Consider the following 25,305-nt stretch of genomic DNA (forward strand, 5'->3'; position numbering starts at 1 on the left):
GTGGCCTTGCGGCGAAACGCCATGACACGGGCGGCGAATGGCTGCGGCGAATTGCCCGGACTCGGGTGGCATGGCCTTTTGGCGGAACGACGGGACACGGGCGGCGAATGGCTTTGGTAGCGTCGAGCTTGCTCGACGGCTCTTGCTGGAACGCCGTCGAGCAAGCTCGACGCTACGAAGAGCAGGGCAACAGCCGTCGAGCAAGCTCGACGCTACGAAAAGCGAGGGCAACCGCCGTTGGGTGGGGCAGTAGCCTCGGTCAAGACGCGCGCGACGGCGCCGCCTACACTGCGCGGCCTGTCCTTCCCCCGACGATGTGTTCATGCGCAACAACCCGATGGCCCTGGGCATCGCCAATGGCGTTGCCGCCGGCGCGCTGTGGGGCGTGGTTTTCCTCGCCCCTGCCGTGCTGCGTTCGTTCAATGCGCTGCAGCTGTCGGCCGGCCGCTATCTGGTCTACGGCCTGATTGCCCTGGTGCTGCTGCTGCCGCGCTGGAAGCGGTTGGCACCGAAACTGGGCCGCGCCGAATGGCGGGGCCTGCTCTGGCTCAGCCTGGCTGGCAACCTGGTGTACTTCCTGCTGCTGGCTACCGCCGTGCAGTGGGCCGGTGGTGCGGCGGCCTCGCTCATCGTCGGGCTGATTCCCGTGGTGGTGACCCTGGTGGGTGTGCGCGAGCAGGGTGCGGTGCCGCTGAAGCAGTTGTTGCCGGCGCTGGGGCTGTGCGTGCTCGGGGTCATCCTGGTGGGCTGGGAGGCGCTGATGTCCGAACACCTGGCCACGCCATGGCGGCAGCGCGTGCTGGGCCTGGTGTGCGCGTTTGGTGCGCTGTTCTCGTGGGCGGTGTATTCGGTGGGCAACAGCCGCTGGCTGGCGCGGCGGCCCGATCTTTCCAGCCATGACTGGTCCATGCTGACCGGCGTGACCACCGGCGGCCTGGCCCTGTTGCTGGTGCCGATGGCGTTCACCGGCCAGAGCGCGGCGCACAGCCCAGCGCAGTGGACGCTGTTCTGGAGCATCAGTGCCGGCGTGGCGGTGTTTGCCTCGCTGATCGGCAATGCTTTCTGGAACCGCGCCAGCCGTCTGCTGCCGCTTACCCTGACCGGGCAGATGATCGTGTTCGAAACACTGTTTGCGCTGCTGTACGCGTTCGCCTGGCAATGGCGCTGGCCGACCCTGCTGGAGGCGCTGGCCATCGTCTGCCTGGTGGCCGGGGTGTTGTTGTGTGCGCACGCACACCGCGCCCCGCGCGCGATCGCCGAACATGCCGGGTGATTGCGCGCCATGGGCGCCCTGATCGCCGCTTCGTCACAGATGCAACCAAATGACGGCACGTTGGCAGATGATCGCCGCAGGAATATTTTGCACTGCAACACTTGACAGCACCCCAGTGCACGGTGTTTTCTGTGCGCCATGGTTCTCGATGCCGCCCTTGCCAGCCTGATCGCCCCCGCTACTGCGGGCCGCTCGACTGCGCCGGTCGCCATTACCACCATTACCACCACCACCGTCACCACTGCCCTGGTGCGGCCCGTCGTCTTCGTGTAACTCCCGAAAACCACGGCCCCGCACCATCCAGGTGGCGGGGAAACTCGACACCTGCATGCGACGGGGCCTCCCAATGAGGTCTGCATGTCCGCCATCGCCCCCGCCCATTCCGCTGCCCACCTCGATCTGGCCGCGCCTTCCACTGTCGTGCATAAATTCGGCGGCACGTCGGTGGCCGATGCCGAGCGCTATCGCCACGTAGCCGGTCTGCTGCTGGCCCGCCCCGAGGCACTGCAGGTCACCGTGGTGTCGGCCATGAAGGGCGTGACCGATGCGCTGATCGAACTGGCCCAGTTGGCCGCGCGCGGCGACGCGGGCTGGCGCGATGCCTGGCATGCGGTGCGTGCGCGGCACCGCGGCGCGGCCGTGGCGCTGCTGGGTGAGCAGGTGGGCGAGACGGTGGAATGGATCGACGCGCGCTTTGACCAGTTGGCCGATGTGCTGGCCGCGCTGGCGGTGATCGGCGAACTGCCGCGCGAGGTGCTGGACCGCGTGCAGGGCCTGGGCGAAGTGTTTTCCGCGCAGTTGCTGGGCAGCCACCTGCGGGCGCTGGGCGAGGACTGCGCGGTGCTGGACGCGCGCGACGTGCTGGTGGTCGGCCACGGCGAACTGGGCGTGGACGTGGACTGGGAGGCCAGCGCCGACCGGCTGGCCAACTGGCGCCTGCAGCACCCGCAGGCGCGGGTGGTGGCTACCGGTTTCGTGGCACGTGACCGCCAGGATCGCATCACCACCCTGGGCCGCAACGGCAGCGACTATTCCGGCGCGATCTTCGCCGCCTTGTTCAACGCCGATGAGCTGCATATCTGGACGGATGTGGACGGCGTGCTGTCGGCCGACCCACGGCTGGTGCCCGAGGCGGTGCAGCTGGAAGCGCTGAGCTACGACGAAGCCTGCGAACTGGCTTACTTCGGCGCCAAGGTAGTACACCCGCAGACGATGTCGCCGGCAATACGCCTGGGCATGCCGATCATCATCCGCAACACCTTCCAGCCGCTGCATCCAGGCACGCGCATCAGTGCCGAGCGCTCGCCGCGTGGGCCGGTGAAGGGGCTGACGCTCAGCCCCGGCCTGGCCCTGTTGAACCTGGAAGGCACCGGCCTGATGGGCGTGCCGGGTACTGCCGAGCGCGTGTTTTCCGCGCTGCGCCAGGCGCATGTGTCGGTGGTGATGATCTCGCAGGGGTCGTCGGAACATTCGATCTGCTGCGTGGTGCGCGCTGCCGAGGCGGCGCGCGGCCGCGAGGCGCTGCTGCAGGCGTTTGCCCACGAACTGTCGGTGGGCCAGGTGCAGCGGGTGCAGGTGAGCGACGAAGTGAGCGTGCTGGCTGCGGTGGGCGACGGCATGGCCGGCCAGCCGGGCGTGGCCGCGCGCCTGTTCGAGGCGCTGGGCCGCGCCCAGGTGAACATCCTGGCCATCGCCCAGGGCTCGTCCGAACGCAATATCTCGGTGGCCGTGTCCAGCGCCGATGCGCCGCGTGCGTTGCGCGCTGCGCATGCCGGGTTCTGGCTGTCGCCGCAGACCTTCGCGGTGGGCGTGATCGGTCCGGGCAACGTGGGTGCAGCCTTGCTGGACCAGCTGTTGGCCGCGCGCCCGCAGTTGCTGGCCAAGGCCAATGTCGATCTGCGCGTGCGTGCGCTGGCTTCGCGGTCGCGCATGCGCCTGGAAGCGGAGGTGCTGCATGCTGACTGGCGTGCCGCGCTGCAGGAAAACGGCCAGGCCAGTGATCTGGATGCCTTCACCGAACACCTGCTGGCCGCGCACCTGCCGCATGCGGTGGTGATCGACTGCAGCGGCAGTGCCGAGGTGGCCGAACGCTATGCCGACTGGCTGGCCGCCGGCATCCACGTGGTCACCCCGAACAAACAGGCCGGGGCCGGGCCGCTGGCGCGCTACCAGCGCATCCGCGCGGCGGCCGCGGCCAGTGGCGCGCGCTTCCGCTATGAAGCCACGGTGGGCGCGGGCCTTCCGGTCATCACCACGCTGCGCGACCTGGTGGACACCGGCGATGAAGTGCTGGCGATCGAAGGCATCTTCTCCGGCACGCTGGCCTGGCTGTTCAACCGTTTCGACGGCAGCCAGCCGTTCTCGGAACTGGTGGCGCGGGCGCGTTCCATGGGCTACACCGAACCGGACCCGCGCGATGACCTGTCCGGCGTGGACGTGGCGCGCAAACTGGTGATCCTGGCCCGCGAGGCCGGGCACGCACTCAGCCTGGAACAGGTGCAGGTGGAAAGCCTGGTGCCGGCGGCCCTGCGCGCGGGCAGCGTGGACGAATTCATGTCGCGGCTGGGCGACTCGGATGCAGAACTGCTGGCCCGCCTGCAGGCCGCGCGCGAGCGTGGGGCAGTGCTGCGCTATGTCGCGCGGCTGGGCGCAGATGGTGCGTCGGTGGGCCTGCAGGAGCTGCCGGCCGAGCACGCCTTTGCCAACCTGCGGCTGACCGACAACGTGGTGCAGTTCCGTACCCGCCGTTACTGCGACAACCCGCTGGTGGTGCAGGGCCCGGGCGCTGGTCCGGAAGTGACCGCTGCCGGTGTGTTTGCCGACCTGCTGCGGGTGGCTGCCGGTGAAGGAGCGCGGCTGTGATCGCACGTGCATTCGCGCCGGGCTCGGTGGCCAACGTGGCCGTGGGCTTCGACATCCTCGGCCACGCCATTGCCGGGGTGGGCGATACGGTAACCGTGCGCCGCATCGCCGACCCGCTGGTGCGCATCGATGCGATCCGCGGCAGCGAAGTTGCATTGCCCTTGGACGCAGCGGGCAACACTGCCGGCGCGGCGCTGATGTCGCTGCGTGAAGGGTTGGGCCTGGAGTTCGGCTTCGCCATCGAAATCGACAAGGGCATTCCGTTTGGCTCGGGCATGGGCGGTTCGGCGGCCTCGTGCGTGGCCGCTCTGGTGGCGGCCAACGCGTTGCTGGATTCGCCGCTGCCACGCGCAGCGCTGTACCCGCATGCGCTGGATGGCGAAGCGGTGGCCAGTGGCGGCCGCCACGGCGACAACGTGGGCCCGCTGCTGCTGGGCGGGCTGGCGCTGTGCACCGCCGACCGCTTGGTGCCGGTGCCGGTGCCGGCCAGTTGGTACAGCCTGCTGGTGCACCCGCAGGCCGTGCTGGAAACGCGGCGAGCGCGGCAGGCGCTGCAGGGCAGCTATGCCCTGGGCGAGTTCGTTGCGCAGAGTGCCAACCTGGCCCTGGTACTGAGCGGTTGCCATCGCAGTGATCCGGAGCTGGTGCGGGCCGGCCTGCGCGATGTGCTGGTGGAGCCGCGGCGCGCCGGCCTGATCGCCGGTTTCGATGCCGCCAAGGAGGCGGCACTGGCGGCGGGGGCGATGGGCGCGGGCATTTCCGGTGCCGGCCCCAGCGTGTTCGCCTGGTTCGACGATGCTGACCGCGCGCGGGCCGCGGCGGCGCCGGTGCGTGCCGCGTTTGCGGCCGCCGGCCTGGACAGCGAGGCCTGGGTCTCGCCGCTGGATGCCCCGGGAGCCCACCTGTGCTGAATCCTTCCCCCCTTCTGGAAACCGATGTGATGCATTTCGTATCGACCCGCGGCCAATCACCCGCCGTTGGCCTGAGTGCGGCCATCGCCGCCGGGCTGGCTCCCGATGGCGGCCTGTACGTGCCCGAGCGCCTGCCGTCACCGCGCGTGCTGCAGGCCGGCGCGTCGCTGGCTGAGACCGCCACCGATCTGCTGGCACCGTTCTTCGCCGGCGATGCACTGGCCGATGCGCTGCCGGCGATCTGCCAACAGGCCTTCGATTTCCCCGTGCCGCTGCGTGCGCTGGGCAACGGCGACCATGTGCTGGAGCTGTTCCATGGGCCCACGGCTGCGTTCAAGGACATCGGTGCACGCTTCCTGGCCGGTGCCTTGTCGCGCCTGCAGGCCGGCAAGGGCCGCGATCTGACCATCGTGGTGGCAACGTCCGGCGACACCGGTGCGGCCGTGGCCGCGGCCTTCCACCAGCAGCCGGGCGTGCGCGTGGTGGTGCTGTATCCCGACGGCCGCGTATCGCCGCGCCAGGCACATCAGCTGGGCTGCTTCGGTGACAACATCCAGGCACTGCGCGTGGCCGGGTCGTTCGATGATTGCCAGGCCATGGCCAAGCAGGCGCTGGCCGACACCGCGCTGCAGGCGCAGGTGCCGCTCAGTTCGGCCAACAGCATCAGCCTGGGCCGTCTGCTGCCGCAGATGAGCTACTACGCGCATGCCGCGCTGGTGCACCACGCGCAGAGCGGGCGTCGCCTGAACCTGGTGGTGCCGACCGGCAACCTGGGCAATGCGATGGCGGCGGTGCTGGCGAGGGCGCTGGGTGTGCCGATCGGGCAGATCGTGCTGGCCACCAACGCCAATGCGGTGTTGCCGGCCTACTTCAATGGCGGGCAGTACCAGCCACAGGCCAGCGTGGCCACCGTGGCCAACGCCATGGACGTCGGTGCCCCCAGCAATTTCGAGCGCCTGCGCTGGCTGTACAACGACGATGACGCCGAACTGCGCGCCGCGTTCCGCGCGTTCAGCGTGGACGATGTGACGATCCGCGCGACCATTGCCAGTGAACATGCCAGCCATGGCGAACTGTTCTGCCCGCATACGGCCACGGCAGTGAAGGTGCTGCGCGATCTGCGCGTGCGTGGTGCCAAGGGTGACTGGGCGGTGGTGGCCACGGCGCACCCGGCCAAGTTCGAGGCGGTGGTGGAGCCGTTGATCGGTGAAGCGGTGGCGGTGCCACCGGCGTTGGATGCGCTGCTGCAGCGCCCGGCGCATGCCGATCCGTTGCCGGCCGATTACAACGCGTTGCGCGAGGTGTTGTTGCGTTGATCAAGCGCCGCCGGGCATGGCCCGGCGCTACCGAAGGTCGGCGAAGGGGGTAGCGCCGGGCCATGCCCGGCGGCCGCGGTTACATCAGCCCGTCACCGGCCAGCGCACGCAGGCCGTCTTCGTCCTGGATCTCCACCACGTTCAGATGGGGCAGGGCGATCAGGCCCTGCTGGCGCAGCTTGGTGAAGGTGCGGCTGACCGTTTCCATGGTCAGGCCCAGATGATCGGCAATATCGCCGCGGCCCATCGGCAGCTGCACGCGCAGGCCGTCGCCGCCCAGGCGGGCCTCGCGCGCGGCCAGGCGCAGCAGGAAATCGGCCAGCTTCTCTGCCGGTTGCAGACGGGCCAGGGCCAGCGCCGCGTCCTGCGCGGCGTCCAGTTCCTGGCAGGCGCGCTGCAGCAGCTTGCGTTCCAGATGCGGGTAGCGCCCGCGCAGGGCGCGCATCTGCGGCATCGCCACCCGGCACACGCGACTGTCCGCAATGGCTTCGATATCGTAGCGGTGGTGGTCGCTGCCACTCAGGCCCAGGTAATCGCCGGGCAGCACGAAGCCGCTGATCTGGCGGCGGCCATCGGCCAGGGTGCGCACCAGACGCAGTGCACCGGCAGTCAATGTATAGACATGCAGGCGTTCTTCACCGCTGCGGGCCAGCGTGCTGCCCACGGCCACCTGCTGCGACACCGTAACCTGTTCCAGCGCCTGCACCTCGTCGGGCGACAGCGCCGAGCACACCGCCAGATGCCGCACCGAGCAGTGCAGGCAGTCCAGCGTGGTGCAGGACGGTGCAGCGGAAGAGGGATCAGCGGGCAGGGCGCCGTCGGGCCGGGACATGGTGCAGGGGCAGATCGCGGGCGGGGGAGGGCCTTATGATACTTCATGCGGCCAGACGGCCCCTGATCGGCGCCTGAGCGATGCGGGGCGCTAGAATGTCGCCCCCTCCCACGTTCCCGTTCCTGCAGGAGTTCCGCCCCGTGATCAAGCCCCGTACCCCGCCCGGCACCCTTGAACTGCTGCCGCGCGAGCAGATTGCGTTCCAGCGCATGCTGGACGTCATCCGCCGCAACTACGAGCGCTTCGGGTTCCTGCCGGTGGAAACCCCGGTGTTCGAGCTGTCCGATGTGCTGCTGACCAAGTCCGGCGGCGAAACCGAGCGCCAGGTGTACTTCGTGCAGTCCACCGGTGCGCTGGCCAATGCGGCCGAATCGGGCGACCGTTCGCTGCCGGAAATGGCGCTGCGCTTCGACCTGACCGTGCCGCTGGCCCGCTACGTGGCCGAGCACGAACACGAACTGACCTTCCCGTTCCGCCGCTACCAGATGCAGCGCGTGTACCGCGGTGAACGTGCCCAGCGTGGCCGCTTCCGCGAGTTCTACCAGTGCGACATCGATGTGATCGGCAAGGACAGCCTGAGCGTGCGCTACGACGCTGAAGTCCTGGCGGTCATCCATGCGGTGTTCTCGGAACTGCGCATCGGCGATTTCAGCATCCAGTTGAACAACCGCAAGCTGATGCGCGGCTTCTTCGAAAGCCTGGGCGTGGCCGAGGGCGAGCGCCAGCTGGCCGTGCTGCGCGAAGTGGACAAGCTGGACAAGCGCGGCGCCGATTACGTGCGCGATACGCTGGTGGGCGAGGGCTTCGGGATTCCGGCCGAACAGGTCGAGAAGATCCTGGCGTTCGTAGCGGTGCGTTCGCAGGGCCATGCCGATGCGCTGGCCCAGCTGGCGGCGCTGGAAACCAATTCCGCATCGTCGGACACCCTGCGCGCCGGCGTGGCCGAACTGCGCGAAGTGCTGCAGCTGGTGCAGGCGCTGGGCGTGCCGGAAAGCGCGTACTGCCTGAACTTCTCCATCGCCCGTGGCCTGGATTACTACACCGGCACCGTGTACGAAACCACGCTGACCGACCACCCGCAGATCGGCTCGATCTGCTCGGGCGGCCGCTACGAAGACCTGGCCAGCCACTACAGCAAGTCCAAGCTGCCGGGCGTGGGCATTTCCATCGGCCTGTCGCGCCTGTTCTGGCAGCTGCGCGAAGCCGGCCTGATCGACGGCATCGAAGCCAGCAGCGTGCAGGCGCTGGTGGCGCTGATGGACGAGCAGGGCATGGCGCAGTCGCTGGACATCGCCCGCCGCCTGCGCAGCGGTGGCATCAACACCGAAGTGCAGATGGAGCCGAAGAAGATCGGCAAGCAGTTCCAGTACGCGGCCAAGGCCGGTATCCGCTTCGTGGTGCTGGCGGGCGAGGATGAACTGGCGCGCGGCGTGGTGGCGGTGAAGGACCTGGTGCGCGAGCAGCAGTTCGAAGTCTCGCGCGACGAACTGGCCAGCACCCTGCAGGTCGAGCTGGAACAGTCGAAGGTGATGTAACGGCCGGTTGGCCGCACGCCGACACGCCAGCAAACGCCCACCACCCGGTGGGCGTTTTTGTTTCCCGGCCGCGTTCCGGGGTCAGAGCCGTTTTCCTTCAGAAAACGGATCCGACCCCATGCCGTTCCAACACCTCGCGGCCAACTGTCGAAGGCGGGGTGAGTCCGGTTGAGGGGGCGTGAGCGCCATGGATGGCGCGACCGAGGCTACATGGACGTATTTACGCCGTCCCCCTCAACCGGACCCACCCCGCCAACCCCAGGAAACCAGCTTTTGCTGTTGCTTCAGTCGAGCATGGCTCGACTCTACAGCGGGTGCAGGGCGCAGCCCTGCCCACAACCTCCTCCCCCAGATTTGACGCACTGCGGAAGAATGCGTTAACGTACTAACGCGCTATTACATTAATGCACCAAATCGACTCCGTGAAAGCCCGCCCCGACATTGCCGCCAAAGACCCGCAGGCCGACCTGGACGCCCTGGCCCAGGCCTTTGCCGCCCTGCGCGCCCCCGACGAGGTCGCCGCCTTCCTGCGTGACCTGTGCACCCCCGCCGAGCTGGAAGCCATGGCCGACCGCTGGAAGGTCGTGCCGCTGCTGCAGCAGGGCGTGCCCTACCGCGAGATCCACGAACGCACCGGGGTCAGCGTGACCACCACCGGACGGGTCGCACGCACGCTCGAGCATGGCCATCGAGGCTATGCCGCCGCCATCGACCGCCTTGCTTCGCGCTGATCCGCGCCCCGTTCCGAACTTCGAGACTTCCCCCATGAGTGCAACCCAGGCAGCGCCGGCACGTGACCGGCTGCGCATCGCCATCCAGAAAAGCGGCCGTCTGGCCGAACCCGCCCGCAACCTGCTCAGCGCCTGCGGCCTGAGCTGGCGCGAGAGCCGCGACAAGCTGTTCTGCTACGGCGAATCGCTGCCGGTGGACCTGCTGCTGGTGCGCGACGACGACATTCCCGGCCTGATCGCCGACGGCGTGTGCGACCTGGGCATCGTCGGCCGCAACGAGCTGGACGAACAGGCCGCCGCACGCCGCCAGATCGGCCTGCCCGACGCCTACCAGGCCCTGCGCGGGCTGGGCTTCGGCCAGTGCCGGCTGATGCTGGCCGTGCCCGAAGAGTGGCAGTGGAGCGGTCCGGCGCAGCTGGCCGGCACCCGCATCGCCACCAGCTACCCGGCCATCCTCAAGCAGTGGCTGGGCGAGCAGGGCGTGGATGCGCAGGTGGTGGAACTGTCCGGTTCGGTGGAAATCGCCCCGCGCCTGGGCACTGCCGACCTGATCTGCGACCTGGTTTCCAGCGGCGCCACCCTGCGTGCCAACCAGCTCACGCCCGTGCACAACCTGCTGGACAGCGAGGCCGTGCTGGCCGGTGCCGTGCGCGTGCCCGACGATGCCCGCGCCGGCCTGCGCAGCATGCTGCTGCGCCGCCTGGATGGCGTGGTGCAGAAGCAGGACCGCAAGCTGTTGATGTTCCGCGCCAGCGAAGACCGGGTGGACGCGCTGGCCCAGCTGCTGGCCGATGCCGAGCCGCTGGTGCGTTTGCCTGCCGATGGGGGCGCATTGCGCCTGCAGACCATGTGCCCGGGTCCGCTGACCTGGCAGCGCATGGAAGAACTGGAGCGCGCCGGCGCCCAGGGCCTGATGGTGTTGAGCGTGGAGCGGTCGCTGGCATGAATCGTCTGATCTGGTCGCAACTTGATGAAGCCGCACGCAGCGAGGCGCTGACCCGCCCGGTGCAGACCGTGGCCCAGCAGACCCGCGATGCGGTGGCTGCGTTGATCGCGCAGGTGCGCACCGAAGGTGACGCCGGCCTGCGCGCCATCACTGCCCGGTTCGACGGTGTGGAACTGCCGTCGTTCGAAGTATCCGAGGACGAATTCGCCGCCGCTGAAGCGGCCGTGCCGGCGGCGCTGCGCCAGGCCATGGTCGAGGCCGCCGAGCGCATCGGCCGCTTCCACCAGGCCGGCATGGGCCAGGGCTATGCGGTGGAAACTGCGCCGGGCGTGGTCTGCGAACGCATGCTGCGGCCGATCGGCCGGGTAGGGCTGTACGTGCCCGCCGGCAGTGCGCCGCTGCCGTCCACCGCGCTGATGCTGGGCGTGCCGGCGCAATTGGCCGGCTGCCCGCAGGTGGTGCTGTGCACGCCGCCGCGCGCCGACGGCAGTGCCGATCCGGCCGTGCTGGTGGCCGCGCGCCTGACCGGCGTGCAGCGCGTGTTCAAGCTGGGCGGGGCCCAGGCCATCGCCGCGATGGCCTATGGCACGGCCAGCATTCCGGCCTGCGACAAGCTGTTCGGGCCGGGCAACAGTTTCGTGACCGAGGCCAAGCAGCAGGTGGCGCAGGACGGTGCAGCCGCCATCGACATGCCGGCCGGCCCGTCGGAAGTGCTGGTGATCGCCGATGCCGGTGCGATCCCGGCCTTTGTCGCCGCCGATCTGCTTTCGCAGGCCGAGCACGGCCCCGATTCGCAGGTGCTGCTGCTGACCGACGACGCAGCCATGCTGGCGGCCGTTGAAGCCGAAGTGGAACGCCAGGTCGCATTGCTGCCGCGGCAGCAGATCGCGCGGCAGGCGCTGTCGGCGTCGCGCCTGATCCACGTCGAGGCGCTGGCCGAGGCCTTTGCCATCAGCAACCGCTACGCACCCGAGCACCTGATCCTGGCGCTGCGTGAACCGCGCGACTGGCTGGATCAGGTGCAGGCGGCAGGCTCGGTGTTCCTGGGCGACTACACGCCGGAAGCGCTGGGCGATTACTGCAGTGGCACCAACCACGTGCTGCCCACCGCCGGTGCCGCGCGTGCCTACAGCGGTGTGAGCGTGGCCAGTTTCCAGAACCTGATCAGCGTGCAGAGCGCCAGCGCGGCCGGCCTGGCGGCGATTGGTGGCTGCGCGCGCATCATCGCCAGTGCCGAAGGCCTGGACGCGCACGAACGCGCCGTGGCCGTGCGCATGGAGGCCGCCGCATGAGCGCGGTGAACGACGTACTGGCGCTGGTGCGCCCGGATCTGCAGGTCTTCGCCGGCTACAGCTCGGCGCGCAGCGCGGCCGTGCAGGGCGATGTCTGGCTGAACGCCAACGAGTCGGCCTGGGCCAATCCTGCCGATACCGCCGGCAGCAGCCGCCGCTATCCCGAACCGCAACCGCTGGCATTGCGCGAGGGTCTGGCCGCGCTGTACGGCGTGCAGCCGCAGCAGCTGCTGATCGGCCGTGGCAGCGACGAGGCCATCGATCTGCTGGTGCGTGCGCTGTGCGTGCCCGGCCGCGACGGCGTACTGGTTACCTCGCCGGTATTTGGCATGTACGCGGTGTGCGCGCGCCTGCAGGGCGCGGCCCTGATCGACGTGCCGCTGGTGGATTCGGCCGAGGGTCTGCACGCCGATCTGGATGCTGTCATCAGCGCCGCGCAGCAGCAGGGCGCCAAGCTAGTGTTCCTGTGCGCACCGTCCAATCCGGCCGGCAGCGATATCAGTCTGGCCGGGATCGAACGTGTGGCCACGGCGTTGCGTGGGCAGGCCCTGGTGGTGGTGGACGAGGCCTACGTGGAATTCGCACAGCGCCCGTCAGCCACCACGCTGCTGGCCGCGCACGCCAACGTGGCGGTGCTGCGCACGCTGTCCAAGGCGCATGCTCTGGCCGCGGCCCGTATCGGCACGCTGATTGCCGCGCCGGAATTGATTGCCGTGCTGCGTCGTTGCCAGGCCCCGTATCCGGTGCCGACGCCGTGCGCGGAACTGGCCGTGCAGGCGCTGCAGCCGGCGGCGCTGGCACGCACCGCCGAGCGCGTGGCCACCGTCATTGCCGAACGCGAACGCCTGTTTGCGGCATTGCCGGGCCTGCCCGGCGTGCGCCGCGTGTACCCCTCGTCGGGCAATTACCTGCTGGTGCGCTTTGGCGATGCGCAGGCCGCATTCGACGCCCTGCTGGCGGCCGGCGTGGTGGTGCGCGACCAGCGCGCCGCGCCGCAGCTGGGCGATGCATTGCGCATCAGCATCGGCACGCGTGAAGAGAACGACCGCGTGCTCGCGGCCCTGTCGGCTCGGAGGGCCGCTGCATGACCCCCATTCTGTTCATCGATCGCGACGGCACCCTCATCGAGGAGCCGGCCGACTTCCAGATCGACGCGTACGAGAAGCTGCGCTTCGTGCCGCAGGTCATCCCGGCGCTGCTGAAGCTGCGCGATGCCGGCTACCAGTTCGTCATCGTCACCAACCAGGATGGCCTGGGCAGCGACGCGTACCCGCGCGCCAGCTTCGATGGCCCCAACGACCTGATGCTGCAGATCTTCGCAAGCCAGGGCATCGTGTTCCGTGACGTGCTGATCGACTGCAGCTGGCCGCAGGACAATGCGCCCACGCGCAAGCCGGCCATCGGCCTCATGACCGCCTACCTGCAGGACCGCAGCATCGACTGGGCGCGTTCGGCCATGGTAGGTGATCGCATCACCGACGTGCAGTTCGCCGATAACCTCAACATCCGCGCTTTCCAGCTGCGTACCGAGCAGTTCGGCGGCGAGTGGGACTGGCCCGGCATCGCCCACGCACTGGCCGATGCGCCGCGTACCGCCGTGGTCCAGCGCAACACCAAGGAAACGAAGATCCGCGTTGAACTGGACCTGGACCGTGCCGGGGATGCGCACATCGCCACCGGCTTGCCGTTCTTCGACCACATGCTGGAACAGATCGGCAAGCACGGCGGTTTCGCTTTGGACATCCGGGCCGAAGGTGACCTGCACATCGACGAGCACCACACCATCGAGGACACCGGCCTGGCGCTGGGCCAGGCGCTGCGCGAAGCGCTGGGCGACAAGCGCGGCATCGGCCGCTATGGCTTCACCCTGCCGATGGACGAGACCCTGGCCAGCGCCGCGCTGGATTTCAGCGGCCGGCCGTACTTCGTGTTCGAAGGCGAGTTCAAGCGCGAGCGCGTGGGCGACATGCCCACCGAACTGGTGCCGCACTTCTTCCGTTCGCTGTGCGATGCCAGCGGTTTGAACCTGAACCTGCAGGTGCGCGGTGACAACGACCACCACAAGGTCGAGGCGTGCTTCAAGGCGTTGGCCCGTGCGCTGCGCCCGGCGCTGGCCCGACAGGGCACGGCGTTGCCCAGCACCAAGGGGGCGCTGTGAGCGAGGTTGCGCTGATCGATGCCGGCGGTGCCAACCTGGGCTCGGTGCGCTACGCACTGGAACGCCTGGGCGCGCGGGTGCGGCTGGTGCGTGATGCCGAGGGCCTGGCCGGTGCGCAGCGGGTGATCCTGCCTGGCGTGGGCGCGGCCGCACCGGGCATGCAGCGCCTGCACGCGCAGGGCCTGGTGGAACCGCTGCGGCGCCTGGAAGTGCCGCTGATGGGTATCTGCCTGGGCATGCAGCTGCTCTTCGAACGTTCCGAAGAAGCGGGCGTGGACACCCTGGGCCTGATTCCCGGTGTGGTGCGCAAGCTGGTGCCGGCGTGCGGGATCCGCGTGCCACACATGGGCTGGAACCGGCTGCTGCCGCTGCGCGAATCGACCCTGCTGCAGGGCGTGCCCGAGCGTGCCAGCGCGTACTTCGTGCACAGCTATGCGGCACCGCTGAACACCCACACCGTGGCCGCCTGCGATCACGGCGGCCTGTTTACCGCCGTGGTGGAGCAGGGCCGGTACTTCGGCGCCCAGTTCCACCCCGAGCGTTCCGGCGAGACCGGATCGCAGATGTTGCGCAATTTCCTTGAGGGCACCGCTGCATGAGCTTCACCGTCTACCCCGCGCTGGATATCCGTGATGGCCGCGTGGTGCGGCTGCGCCAGGGCGACTATGCGCAGGAAACCCACTACGGTGACGATCCGCTGCCGCGCGCGCAGGCCTTTGCCGCGCAGGGTGCGCAGTGGATGCATCTGGTCGATCTGGATGCGGCGCGAGCGGGTGGTTACACCCTGGCGCCCCTGCTGGCGGCGATACGCGCGCAGACGTCGCTGCAGGTGCAGACCGGTGGCGGCGTGCGCGGCCGCGACGACGTGGCGCGCATCCTCGATGCCGGTGCCGGCCGCGTGGTGGTCGGTTCGCTGGCCGTGCGCGAGCCGGAGACGGTGATCGGCTGGCTGGCCGAGTTCGGTCCGCAGCGCCTGACCATCGCCCTGGACGCGCGCCAGGACGCGCAGGGCCAGTGGCAGCTGCCGGTCCATGGCTGGACCGAGAACGCCGGGGTCACCCTGGATGCATTGGCGCAGCGTTATGCGCAGGCGGGCATGGCCCACCTGCTGTGCACCGACATCGCCCGCGATGGCATGTTGGCCGGTCCGAACATCAGCCTGTACGCGCATCTTGCCGCGCTGTTGCCGGGCGTGGCCGTACAGGCGTCCGGTGGCATCCGCAGCGTGGCCGACGTGGCCGAGGCGCGCGCGGCCGGCTGTGGTGGCGCAATCCTGGGCAAGGCCCTGCTGGAACAGCGCATGGATCTGGGCGAGGCACTGGCATGTTGAGCCGCCGCATCATTCCCTGCCTGGACGTGCGCGATGGCCGCGTGGTCAAGGGCGTGCGCTTCCGCGACCACGTGGACATGGGCGATATCGCCGAACTGGCCCAGCGCTACCGCGACCAGGGCGCCGACGAGCTGGTGTTTTATGACATCGGCGCCAGCCCGGAAGCACGTTCGGTGGACGTGGGCTGGATCGAGCGCATCGCGCGCCTGATCGACATTCCGTTCTGCGTGGCCGGTGGCATCGACAGCGTGGAAACCGCGCGCCGTGTGCTGTTTGCCGGTGCCGACAAGATCTCGATCAACTCGCCGGCGCTGGGCCGTCCCGAGCTGATCACCGAACTGGCCGACGAGTTCGGCGTGCAGTGCGTGGTGGTCGGCGTGGATTCGGTGCGCGAGGCCGATGGCGAATGGCGCGTGCGCCGCTTCACCGGTGATCCCAGCAAGACCCAGGCGGTGCCGTTGCGCACCCTGGACTGGATCGTGGACGCGCAGCGCCGCGGTGCCGGCGAAATCGTGCTGAACTGCATGGACAGCGACGGCGTGCGCCGTGGCTACGACGTGGCGCAGCTGCGCCAGGCGCGTGCAGTCTGCAACGTGCCGCTGATTGCCTCCGGCGGTGCCGGTGCGATGGAGCACTTCGCCCAGGCCTTCGACCAGGCCGACGTGGACGGTGCACTGGCCGCCAGCGTGTTCCACAGCGGCGCCATTGCCATTGCAGATTTGAAGCGCTACCTGCGCGAGCAACAGATCGAGGTTCGAGATGTCTATTGAAGTACGCCCGTCGCCGCAGGCGTTGGAAACCCTGGACTGGGGCAAGGGCGATGGCCTGCTGCCGGCTGTGGTGCAGGACGCCGATACGCTGCAGGTGCTGATGCTGGGCTATGTGAATGCCGAATCGCTGCATATCACCCAGGTGACCGGCCACATGACGTTCTACAGCCGCAGCAAGCAGCGCCTGTGGACCAAGGGCGAGCAGTCCGGCCATGTGCTGGCGGTTCAGTCGATCAGCGTCGATTGTGATGCCGACACCGTGCTGGTGCTGGCGCGCCCGGCCGGCCCGACCTGCCACACCGGCGCGGAAAGCTGTTTCGACGGCGCGCCGAAGGATTTCCTGGGCGGCCTGGGCCAGTTGGTGGCCGTGCGCGATGCGCAGCGACCGCCGGGCAGCTACACCACCTCGCTGTTCGAGGGCGGAATTCGCCGCATCGCGCAGAAGGTGGGCGAGGAGGGCGTGGAGACCGCGCTGGCCGCCGTGGCCCAGGACGATGAGGCATTACTGGGGGAATCGGCTGACCTGCTGTACCACCTGCTGGTGCTGCTGCGCGCGCGCGGCTTGTCGCTGGATGATGCACGGGCGGTGCTGGAACAGCGGCACCGGTGATCCGCACCCACCCGTAGAGTCGAGCTTGCTCGACTGTTGTGGCCAATGCAGTCGAGCATGGCTCGACTCTACAAGGGCGACAGATAGTGGTGTGCGGACCAACGGTCCGCACCTACAATAGGGGGTCTCTCTGCCCCCGGACTGCCCCCATGAAACTGCCTGCCGCCTGGCTGTGCTGCCTGTTGCTTACTTCGCCGGCATGGGCCGCCGATACCGTGGTGAGCGGCAAGGTCTACCTGGAGCGCGACGGCAAGCCCGGGCGCGGTGCCACCGATCCCGGCCTGGCCGGCGTGCAGGTGTCCAACGGCGAAACCATCGTCAAGACCGCCGCCGATGGCAGCTACAGCCTGCCGGTGCGCGATGGCCAGACGGTGTTCGTCATCAAGCCCGATGCCTATTCCTTCCCGAAGGCGGCCGACGGACTGCCGTCGTTCTGGCGGCACTACCGCCCCAACGGCTCGCCGGCCCTGAAGTACGGTGGCATCGCCGCCACCGGTGATGCCGCCCGCAGTTGGGATTTCGCCCTGCAGGCCGATCGCCACGACAGCCGGCGCGGCTTCCAGATGCTGGTGTTCACCGATTCGCAGACCGCCACCACGCAGGACATCGGCTACTACCAGCAGTCGATCGTCAAACCGCTGGTGGGGCAGACCAAGGCGCGGCTGGGCACCACCCTGGGTGACATCGTCAATGACGACCTGACCCTGTACCCGGCCATCAACAAGGTGACCACCGAACTGGGCGTGCCGTGGTTCCATGTGCCCGGCAACCACGACCTGGATTTCGACGCCGCCAACGATGACCACTCGTTGGACAGCTGGCGCAACATCTACGGCCCGGACACCTACGCGGTGGAAGAGGGCGGTGCCAGCTTCGTGTTCCTGGACGATGTGGTGTACGACCCCAACGCCAAGCCGAAGTATGTGGGCGGCCTGCGCGAGGACCAGTTCGCCTTCCTGGCTGCGTACCTGAAGGGCCTGCACAAGGACCGCCTGCTGGTGCTGGGCATGCACATTCCGCTGTTCGATGCGGCACCGGGGCGTGAGACCTTCCGCCATGCCGACCGCCAGCGCCTGTTCGATCTGCTCAAGCCGTTCCGCAACGTGCTGGTGCTGAGCGGGCACAGCCACACCCAGCAGCACGTCTACCACGGCAAGGCCGAAGGCTGGCAGGGCGACAAGCCGCTGCACGAATACAACGTGGGCGCCAACTGCGGCGCGTTCTGGTCCGGGGTGAAGAATGCCGCCGGCGTGCCGGACAGCACCATGAGCGATGGCACGCCCAAGGGCTATGCGCTGCTGGATGTGGCCGGCAACGGCAGCTACCGCCTGCAGTACCGCGTGGCCGGCGCCCCGGCCAGCGAGCAGATCGGCCTGCACGCGCCGAAGGTGCTGCGCCAGGGCGCCTACCCGGCATGGGGCGTCTACGCCAACGTGTACATGGGCGAGGACGCCAGCGTGGTGGAGTACCGCGTGGATGGTGGCCCGTGGCAGCCGATGAAGCAGGTCAGCCAGCCCGACCCGCGCCTGCTGGTGGAAAACGTGGCCGACGATCTGGCCAGCACCCTGCGCGGCTATGACCGTTCGCCGGAAGCCACCGCCTCGCCGCACCTGTGGCGTGGCGCGCTGCCCACCGGGCTGGCGGTCGGCAGCCACAAGGTGGAGGTACGCTCCACCCAGCCCGACGGTGCGGTGTTCACCGCCACCACCAGTTACAGCCTGCAGACCGCCCAGCCCTGACCGGGCGGGCGGTTGCCACGACGAAAGGACGCGCCATGGAAATCCGCTTCATGGCCGGCACCACGCCGGTCACCCTCAGCCGCCACTGGTTCAGTGGTGCCATGCAGCTGCGCAGCGCCAGCGAAACGGTGTGGGTGCAGCACCCGCTGCACCCGGGCACGCATTTTTCGTTCTCGCTGGTGCAGTCCTGGCTGCGCCATATCGCCGGCCACCAGGTGCTGGTGGAACGCACTCGGCCGCTCTTGTTCGCCGGCTTCCGTCCGCAGCGCCTGCGCGTGCTGGTGGACGGCGTGCAGGTGGCCGAGCAGGAAGGCATGTAAGACGCTGCCGGGCGGGGCATTGCCGCAGCGTTGGCAAAGCCGCTGGGATGCCCGAGAATCGACGCCGATCCGTCGATTCAAGCAGGCCCGTGTGAACGTCGCAGCAGTAGACCCGTCTTCCTCCGACGCCAGCGGCGCCGGCGTTTCGCACAGCGTGGTAGTGGCCGATGTGGGCGGCACCTTCGCCCGTGTCGCGGTGGCCCATCTGGTGCCTGGCCAGACCCCGCGCCTGGGCGGCTACCGCACCTACGCCTGCGCCGACCACGCCAGCCTGGCAGCGATCCTGGCCGACTTCAGTGCCAGCCTGGACCCGCCCGCGCACAGCGCGGTGGTGGCCATTGCCGGCGTGCTCGATGGCGATGTGCTGATCAACGCCAACCTGCCGTGGACCGTTTCGCTGTCGGCCACGCGCGCGCAGTCGGGCCTGGGCGAACTGCAGCTGATCAACGATTTCGAGGCCGTGGCGCTGGCCGTGCCCTACCTGCAGCCGGAAACGCTGGTGCCGCTGAACGGCCCGGGCGACCCGGCGCAGGCGTTCCCGGCGCTGGTGCTGGGCGCGGGCACCGGCCTGGGCGCAGCGCTGCGCTTTGCCGATGGCGACCGCCCGGTGCTGGCCAGTGAACTGGGCCACGCCGCGCTGGGGGCTGGCACCGCGCTGGAACTGCAGGTGCTGGCCAAGCTGCTGCAGCGCTGGCCGCACGTGGACAACGAACGGGTGCTGTCCGGCAGCGGGCTGCTGAACCTGTACCCGTGCCTGTGCGAACTGCGCGGGGTTGCACCGCAGTGGTCGACCACCGAAGCGCTGATCGGCGCCGCGCGCAGTGGCGAGGATGCGGTGGCGGTGGAAACCCTGCAGGTGTTCTGCGCGTGGCTGGGCAGCCTGGCGGGCGATGCGGCCATTGCCGTAGGTGCGCGCTCGGTGTACCTGGCCGGCGGCATTTCCGCCCACGTGCAGGATTTCCTGGCCGACGGGCGTTTCCGCGAGCGCTTCCTCAACAAGGGCGTGCTGGCCGATGTGCTGCGCCAGGTGCCGGTGTGGCGGGTGGAACATGGCCAGCTGGGCGTGCTCGGCGCGGCCGTCTGGCACGCGGCGCGGCTGCCGCGCGGGGGCTGAATCACGCAGCCGGCCCGCGGCCGGCATCGCTTTCTGCAAGGGGAGGGCAACATGGTGGATCGCAGGCAGTTCCTGCAGGCCGGTGCATTGGCCGCAGGCATGGCCGCCTTGCCGGGTGTGCAGGCGCGCACCCAGGGCGGGGCGAAGGTCGTTTCAACGTGGGACTTCGGCGTGCCGGCCAACCAGGCCGCGTGGAAGGTACTGGGCCAGGGCGGCAGCGCGCTGGACGCGGTGGAAGCCGGCGCACGCTGGGCCGAAAGCGAACTGTGCAATCCCACCGTCGGCCATTGCGGCAACCCCGATCGCGACGGGGTATTGAGCCTGGATGCCAGCATCATGGATGGCGATGGCCGCTGCGGCGCGGTGGCTGCCCTGGTGGACATCGCGCACCCGGTGTCGGTGGCGCGCAGGGTGATGGAAAACAGCCCGCATGTACTGCTGGTGGGTGACGGTGCCCAGCAGTTCGCGGTGCAGCAGGGCTTCGAGCGCAAGCGGCTGCTCACCCCGCAGGCCGAGGCGGCCTGGCGCGAATGGTTGAAGACCGAGCAGTACCAGCCGCAGATCAACGCCGAGCGCCGTGGCATCCCCGGCAACAGCGACAACCACGACACCATCGGCATGCTGGCGCTGGACGCCAAGGGGCATCTTGCCGGGGCCTGCACCACCAGCGGCATGGCTTGGAAGCTGCACGGGCGCGTAGGCGACAGCCCGATCATCGGTGCCGGCCTGTACGTGGACAACGAAGTGGGCGCCGCCACCGCCTCGGGCGTGGGCGAGGAGATGATCCGCAACGCTGCCTCGTTCCTGGTCGTCGAGCTGATGCGGCAGGGGCGCACGCCTGCGCAGGCCTGCCGTGAAGCGATCGACCGGGTGGTGCGCAAGCGCCCCGAAGCCAGCCGCACGCTGCAGGTGTGCTTCCTGGCAATGAACAAGCAGGGCGAAGTGGGCGCGTACGCGCTGCATCGCGGCTTCGTCTATGCGGTATGCGATGGCCAGCGCCAGGACGACCTGCGCGATTCGCCGTCGATCTACACGAGCAGCCAGACGTGAGCGCCGCGCTGACGCTGGAGATCGCCAGCAATTCACTGGCATCTGCGCTGGCCGCGCAGGCCGGTGGCGCCGACCGCATCGAGCTGTTCGACAACCTGGGCGAGGGCGGCACCACGCCGTCGTTCGCCAGCATCGCCATCGCACGCGAGCGCCTGCAGATTCCCTTGTTCGTGCTGGTGCGGCCGCGCCCGGGCGATTTCCATTACGACGCGCTGGAAACCGAGCTGATGCTGCGTGACATCGCGCAGTGCCGTGCGCTGGGCTGCGATGGCGTGGTGATTGGTGCGCTGGATGTGCACGGTGGCATCGACATGCCGCTGTGCCGCGAACTGGTGCAGGCGGCGGGGCCGTTGCAGGTCACCTTCCATCGCGCGTTCGATGCCGCACGCGATCTTCCCGCGGCCCTGCAACAGGTGATCGACCTGGGCTGCACGCGGGTGCTCAGTTCAGGCGGGCAGGTGAGCGCCGAAGCCGGCAGCAGCATGCTGGCCGCGCTGGTGGCGCAGGCGGCAGGGCGCATTTGCGTGATGGCGGGCGCAGGCATCGGCCCGGCCAACATCGCCAGGATCGCGCGGCTGACCGGCTGCAGCGAACTGCATGCATCGGCCAAGGGCCTGCGGCGTTCGGCCATGCAGTTCCAGAACCCACTGCTGCGCGGGCTCGACCCGGATTGGCACCAGACCAGCACCGCCACGGTGGCGGCACTGCGCAAGGCGCTGGACGAAGGTGCGCATAAAAACGGCAGCCACCTGTGAAAGCGCAGCTGCCGTGGAGGACCGTTGAACGGGGTCGGATCCCTTCGCAGAAGGGCTCCGACCCCGGCAGGGCTTAGAACTTGTAGGTCGCGCCGAAGTAGATCTGACGGCCCGAATACAGGTTGGAGATCAGGCGCGACTGGGTGTCGTTGCCCAGGTAGACGCGCTGTTCCGACTTGGTGGCATTGAGCACCGAGGCGGTGAAGGTCAGCGCTTCGGTGAAGTTGTAGGCCACGTTCAGATCCAGCTGGTCGTACGGCTCGGTGTACTGGGTCATGCCGTTGACCAGGCCGCCGACCACTTCACCACGGCGGTTGTACGAGGCGCGGGCCAGGAACCGGTCGGTTTCGTAGAACACCGTCAGGTTGGCCTGGTTCTTGGCACTGCCCACCAGCGGCGATGCACCCAGGTTCTCGCCATTGAGCTCGATCGAGGCCAGGTTGGTGTCGTTGTAGGTGTAGTTGGCCTGCACGCCCAGGCCGAAGTCGAAGGTGTACTGGCCGTACAGTTCCACGCCCTGCGACACTGCATCGCGGCCGTTGGCCTGGGTGCTGTAGTTCTGCACCGTCACCATTTCGCCGCCGACTTCCATCTGCACGTCACGCACGATCGGCACGGTGAAGTTGCTGATGTCCTTGCGGAACAGGCCGACGCCGGCGACCGCGCCCGGCATGAAGTACCACTCCACGCCCAGGTCGTACTGGGTCGCTTCGAAGGCTTCCAGGTTCTTGTTGCTGCCATTGCCGGCCCAGCCTTCGGTCGGTGCACCGCCGGCAACGCGGCGGTCATTGACGTACTCGGGGCTGTAGTAGCTCAGGCTGCCCGGTGCGGCAATGCTGGTGTAGCTCGGCCGTGCCACCACCTTCGACGCGGCGCCACGCAGCACCAGGTTGTCGGTGATGTCCCAGGCAATGTTGAAGCTGGGCAGCACGTCGGTGTAGGTGCGGTCCGAACCGATCAGCTCGTAGCTCTTCTCGCGTGCCAGGGCATCGGGCAGGCGCACGAAGCCGCTTTCGCAACCATAGGTCGGGAAGGCGGCCGCCGCCGGATCATCGCAGGACATCGGCGCGCCGGAGGCGTTGTCCAGGAAGTAATCGTTGAAGCGTTCGATCGAGTCGCTGGACTGGGCGAACTGCTTGGTGCGCACCACGCGCACACCGACGTTGCCGCGCAGGCGCTCGGTACGGAAGTTGGCCTGGAAGTAGCCGGAGTAGATCTTCTCGTTGACGTTGTAGACGAAATCGTCCTCAACGCGGTTGTGCGACGAACCGTAGGTGGAGTTCAGGTAGTCGATGTACGACGGGAAGTTGATGCCCGGGAATACATTCGCGTTGAAGCCACCGGCGATGCCGCTGATCGGGTTGGACAGGAAGAAGCCGGGCTGGGCGATGCCGGCAGTGTTGTCACAGCCCGCCTGGTAGCGGCTGTCATAGTCGGCCGGGTCGGCGCCCTGGCACACCCAGTAGGTGTTGCCGGTGTTGCGGTGGACCTTGCCATCACGGTACTTGGCGCCGAACTGGATCGAGTCCAGCCAGCCGCTTTCGAACATCTTGGTGACATCGGCCTGGAAGTGGTTCTGCTCGACCTCGGTCTGCATCCACGACGAATCGGTGGAACCGGTGTCGACCTCGGCGATGCCATTCATCAGCACCTCCTGCAGGTTCGGCGAGACGGTCAGCGACGGGGTACCGGTCAGGTCCCACGCGGTGTATTGGTTGCCCGATTCCCACACGCCGTTGACGCGGCGGCGCGGCTTGGCCGACATGCGGAAGTTCATCGACGGTCCACCCTCGGACCAGGTGCGGCCACCGCTGAAGGAGGCCTTCCACAGCGGGCTGATGTCCCAGTCGATGGTCAGGTCGGCGGTCTGCGAGAGCGCCTTTTCGCGGCTGTAGCCACCGGTCAGCTGCGGGGTGGGAATGGTGCAGTCGTCCGGTCCCCAGCCGCCCGGGGCCAGGCCTGCGGCAGCGGCTTCGTCTTCGCTGCAGTAGTAGGTCTTGCCGGCCAGCTTTTCGAACTGTGCGCCGGTAACCACGGTGCCACTGGGGTCGAAGCTGAGGCCGTTGAGCAGGCGGCCGCCGGCCCAGTTGCCGTCACCGTTGTAGCGCGCCATGTTCCACTCGGGCACTTTCAGCATGTTCTGCGTGTAGTCGCCGTCCAGCTGGAAGCGGAAGTAGTTGGCGGTCAGGGTCAGGTTGTCGACCGGCTTGAACTGGAAGGTCAGCTGGCCGCCCTTGCGCTCGCGCTTCTCTTCCTTCACCGCGAAGTTCACCGAGGTGGGCATGAAGAAGTCGCTGTAGTTGCGCCCGAACTGATCGTTGAAGCCGGAGTTGCCCCACCAGTAGTTGATGCCGCCCTGGGTGAGGGCGTTGCCGTTGACATCACGGGCATCGACATCGGTGCCGTACCACTGGTAGTTCTCAGTGGTCACCTCCATGGTGCGGCTGGTGCGCTTCTGCTGGGTCACGCCCACCAGCACACCGAAGCGCTCGTCCTTGCTGTGCCACGAGTACAGCGCCGACGCCTGCGGGTCGACATCCTGGTGGGTGTCGGAGGAGACGCCTTCCAGGGTCACGTAGCCGGAGTTGGATTCCATCTCCAGCGGGCGGCGGGTATGCAGGATGACCGTGCCGCCGATGCCGCCTTCGTCAATGCGTGCTTCCGGCGATTTGAACAGCTCGGCGCTGGACAGCATGTTCGACGGCAGCAGGGTGTAGTTGAACGAACGGCTGGCCTCGTCATTGGTTTCGGAGGTGGCGATGTAGTTGCCGTTCAATTGGGTCAAGGTCAGGTCGGGGTCGAGGCCGCGCACGCTGACGCTCTTGCCTTCGCCACCGTCGCGGGTGATGACCACGCCGGGCACGCGCTGCAACGAGTCGGCAACGTTCTTGTCGGGGAACTTGCCGACGTCCTCGGCGGTGATCACTTCGACCACGGCGTTGGCGTCGCGCTTCTGCTGCAGGCTCTTCTCGATCGCATAGCGGTAGCCGGTGACCTGCACGCTGTCCAGCGTGGTGGCGTCGGCGCTGCCGGTGGTCGGTTGTGCGCTGGCCTGCTGGGCAGCGGCGCCGGTCGGCGCGACGGCTGCGGCCAGGGCCAGTGCGACGGCGAACGACAAGGCGTCGCGGCCGTGCGTACGAGTTGAATGCTTGATTGCCATCTCTCCCTCTCTCATGGATTGATCCGGTGACTGTCGCGGAAACTTGAATCGATCTAATCTGCGGTGCCGATTTTGCTGATGCCGCGCGGCTGCCTGGGCGGCGCGCTGTTGTTCGGGTACGTCCTGTGCCGGTCCCCAACGCCGGGCCATCCCATGGGATCCGCTTGGATCGATCTAAGCGATGGCGGGGCGATTTTTAGCATGGCCAGAGGGTCTGCGCATGCTGCTGCGCAATATTGCAGGGACGTGTCGGCCGAATGATGTTTCGCTGAAACACACTGGAATCGTTTACATGCGCAAAGGGGAGGGGGGTGTTCGGCAGGGCTTGCAGCCCTGCACCTACTGGAAGCCAGGGCAACGTCAACTTCAACTTCAACTTCAAAAGCGGGCTATCCGTGGCTTGGCGGGGCGGTGTGGGCTTGCAGGACACGCCGTGAATCCATCCTTGGAGCAACTGTGTTGTGGGATGGGATTTTGGCCGTCTGGCAGACAGGCACGGCAAAGCCGGCTGCCGGCCGGCAGCCGCTGCCGTGCGCCCTGGGCTTGCCTCAAGCGGGGATCGGTCCGCTTTCAGCGTCGCGCACGCGGGCGTTGAGGATGA

General features: G+C 68.2%; 21 protein-coding genes. 19 read left to right on the forward strand and 2 right to left on the reverse strand.

From position 1 onward, the window contains the following. Nucleotides 1–322: 322 nt before the first annotated feature. The 4 genes from C1933_RS08770 to thrC all read left to right on the forward strand — a co-directional run bounded on the left by C1933_RS08770 (nucleotide 323) and on the right by thrC (nucleotide 6,362). Nucleotides 323–1,273 (forward strand): DMT family transporter, encoded by a 951-nt coding sequence (locus tag C1933_RS08770; protein WP_108754788.1) that lies wholly within the window; start codon nucleotides 323–325, stop codon nucleotides 1,271–1,273. Nucleotides 1,274–1,630: 357 nt separating this feature from the next. Continuing rightward, nucleotides 1,631–4,135: a bifunctional aspartate kinase/homoserine dehydrogenase I gene (gene thrA / locus C1933_RS08775; protein WP_108752938.1), complete on the forward strand. Its 2,505-nt coding sequence runs from the start codon at nucleotides 1,631–1,633 to the stop codon at nucleotides 4,133–4,135. Further along, a complete protein-coding gene (locus C1933_RS08780) occupies nucleotides 4,132–5,046 on the forward strand; it encodes a homoserine kinase (protein ID WP_108752939.1) in 915 nt (304 codons plus the stop codon). The genes thrA and C1933_RS08780 overlap by 4 nt, the downstream gene beginning before the upstream one ends. 29 nt (nucleotides 5,047–5,075) lie before the next feature. Continuing rightward, a complete protein-coding gene (gene thrC / locus C1933_RS08785) occupies nucleotides 5,076–6,362 on the forward strand; it encodes a threonine synthase (RefSeq protein ID WP_108754789.1) in 1,287 nt (428 codons plus the stop codon). Between the two features lie 79 nt (nucleotides 6,363–6,441). Here thrC and C1933_RS08790 read toward each other — a convergent pair whose 3' ends face one another. Further along, nucleotides 6,442–7,194 (reverse strand): helix-turn-helix domain-containing protein, encoded by a 753-nt coding sequence (locus tag C1933_RS08790; protein WP_108752940.1) that lies wholly within the window; start codon nucleotides 7,192–7,194, stop codon nucleotides 6,442–6,444. 140 nt (nucleotides 7,195–7,334) lie between these two features. Between C1933_RS08790 and hisS the strand changes: the two genes are divergently transcribed. From hisS to C1933_RS08865, 15 genes are all read left to right on the forward strand, one after another. Next, nucleotides 7,335–8,729: a histidine--tRNA ligase gene (gene hisS, locus C1933_RS08795; protein ID WP_108752941.1), complete on the forward strand. Its 1,395-nt coding sequence runs from the start codon at nucleotides 7,335–7,337 to the stop codon at nucleotides 8,727–8,729. Nucleotides 8,730–9,133: 404 nt separating this feature from the next. Then, nucleotides 9,134–9,460, forward strand: a complete 327-nt coding sequence (locus C1933_RS08800) for a YerC/YecD family TrpR-related protein (protein WP_234414689.1) — start codon at nucleotides 9,134–9,136, stop codon at nucleotides 9,458–9,460. Nucleotides 9,461–9,494: 34 nt separating this feature from the next. Next, entirely contained in the window at nucleotides 9,495–10,406 is a 912-nt protein-coding gene (gene hisG, locus C1933_RS08805; RefSeq protein WP_108752942.1) for an ATP phosphoribosyltransferase, read from the forward strand. After that, the gene (hisD, locus tag C1933_RS08810; protein WP_108752943.1) at nucleotides 10,403–11,698 is read left to right on the forward strand and encodes a histidinol dehydrogenase; all 1,296 of its coding nucleotides are present in this window, start codon (nucleotides 10,403–10,405) and stop codon (nucleotides 11,696–11,698) included. Before hisG ends, hisD begins: the two co-directional genes overlap by 4 nt. Continuing rightward, nucleotides 11,695–12,786, forward strand: coding sequence for a histidinol-phosphate transaminase (hisC, locus tag C1933_RS08815; protein WP_108752944.1), 1,092 nt, complete (start codon nucleotides 11,695–11,697; stop codon nucleotides 12,784–12,786). The genes hisD and hisC overlap by 4 nt, the downstream gene beginning before the upstream one ends. Next, nucleotides 12,783–13,856, forward strand: a complete 1,074-nt coding sequence (hisB, locus tag C1933_RS08820; protein ID WP_108752945.1) for a bifunctional histidinol-phosphatase/imidazoleglycerol-phosphate dehydratase HisB — start codon at nucleotides 12,783–12,785, stop codon at nucleotides 13,854–13,856. The genes hisC and hisB overlap by 4 nt, the downstream gene beginning before the upstream one ends. Continuing rightward, nucleotides 13,853–14,455 carry an imidazole glycerol phosphate synthase subunit HisH gene (gene hisH, locus C1933_RS08825; RefSeq protein ID WP_108752946.1) on the forward strand — a complete coding sequence of 201 codons (603 nt, stop codon included), beginning with the start codon at nucleotides 13,853–13,855 and terminating at the stop codon, nucleotides 14,453–14,455. Before hisB ends, hisH begins: the two co-directional genes overlap by 4 nt. Further along, nucleotides 14,452–15,186 (forward strand): 1-(5-phosphoribosyl)-5-[(5-phosphoribosylamino)methylideneamino]imidazole-4-carboxamide isomerase, encoded by a 735-nt coding sequence (hisA, locus tag C1933_RS08830; protein WP_108752947.1) that lies wholly within the window; start codon nucleotides 14,452–14,454, stop codon nucleotides 15,184–15,186. The genes hisH and hisA overlap by 4 nt, the downstream gene beginning before the upstream one ends. Continuing rightward, nucleotides 15,180–15,956 (forward strand): imidazole glycerol phosphate synthase subunit HisF, encoded by a 777-nt coding sequence (gene hisF / locus C1933_RS08835; RefSeq protein WP_108752948.1) that lies wholly within the window; start codon nucleotides 15,180–15,182, stop codon nucleotides 15,954–15,956. Before hisA ends, hisF begins: the two co-directional genes overlap by 7 nt. Then, nucleotides 15,946–16,566: a bifunctional phosphoribosyl-AMP cyclohydrolase/phosphoribosyl-ATP diphosphatase HisIE gene (gene hisIE, locus C1933_RS08840; protein ID WP_108752949.1), complete on the forward strand. Its 621-nt coding sequence runs from the start codon at nucleotides 15,946–15,948 to the stop codon at nucleotides 16,564–16,566. Before hisF ends, hisIE begins: the two co-directional genes overlap by 11 nt. Nucleotides 16,567–16,715: 149 nt before the next feature. Continuing rightward, the gene (locus C1933_RS08845) at nucleotides 16,716–18,305 is read left to right on the forward strand and encodes a calcineurin-like phosphoesterase family protein (protein ID WP_108752950.1); all 1,590 of its coding nucleotides are present in this window, start codon (nucleotides 16,716–16,718) and stop codon (nucleotides 18,303–18,305) included. A 35-nt stretch (nucleotides 18,306–18,340) separates the two neighbouring features. Beyond that, nucleotides 18,341–18,625, forward strand: a complete 285-nt coding sequence (locus tag C1933_RS08850; protein WP_108749468.1) for a hypothetical protein — start codon at nucleotides 18,341–18,343, stop codon at nucleotides 18,623–18,625. A gap of 91 nt (nucleotides 18,626–18,716) precedes the next feature. After that, nucleotides 18,717–19,739 carry a glucokinase gene (locus C1933_RS08855; protein WP_108752951.1) on the forward strand — a complete coding sequence of 341 codons (1,023 nt, stop codon included), beginning with the start codon at nucleotides 18,717–18,719 and terminating at the stop codon, nucleotides 19,737–19,739. 51 nt (nucleotides 19,740–19,790) lie between these two features. Further along, on the forward strand, nucleotides 19,791–20,789 hold the full coding sequence (locus C1933_RS08860; protein ID WP_108752952.1) for a N(4)-(beta-N-acetylglucosaminyl)-L-asparaginase: 999 nt from the start codon (nucleotides 19,791–19,793) through the stop codon (nucleotides 20,787–20,789). Further along, nucleotides 20,786–21,544, forward strand: a complete 759-nt coding sequence (locus C1933_RS08865) for a copper homeostasis protein CutC (protein WP_108752953.1) — start codon at nucleotides 20,786–20,788, stop codon at nucleotides 21,542–21,544. Before C1933_RS08860 ends, C1933_RS08865 begins: the two co-directional genes overlap by 4 nt. 73 nt (nucleotides 21,545–21,617) lie before the next feature. On the opposite strand, the gene C1933_RS08870 is transcribed toward C1933_RS08865, so the two are convergent. Continuing rightward, on the reverse strand, nucleotides 21,618–24,704 hold the full coding sequence (locus C1933_RS08870; protein ID WP_108752954.1) for a TonB-dependent receptor: 3,087 nt from the start codon (nucleotides 24,702–24,704) through the stop codon (nucleotides 21,618–21,620). Nucleotides 24,705–25,305 lie beyond the last annotated feature (601 nt).

This window comes from Stenotrophomonas sp. ZAC14D2_NAIMI4_6 (assembly GCF_003086875.1).
Taxonomy (GTDB): Bacteria; Pseudomonadota; Gammaproteobacteria; order Xanthomonadales; family Xanthomonadaceae; genus Stenotrophomonas.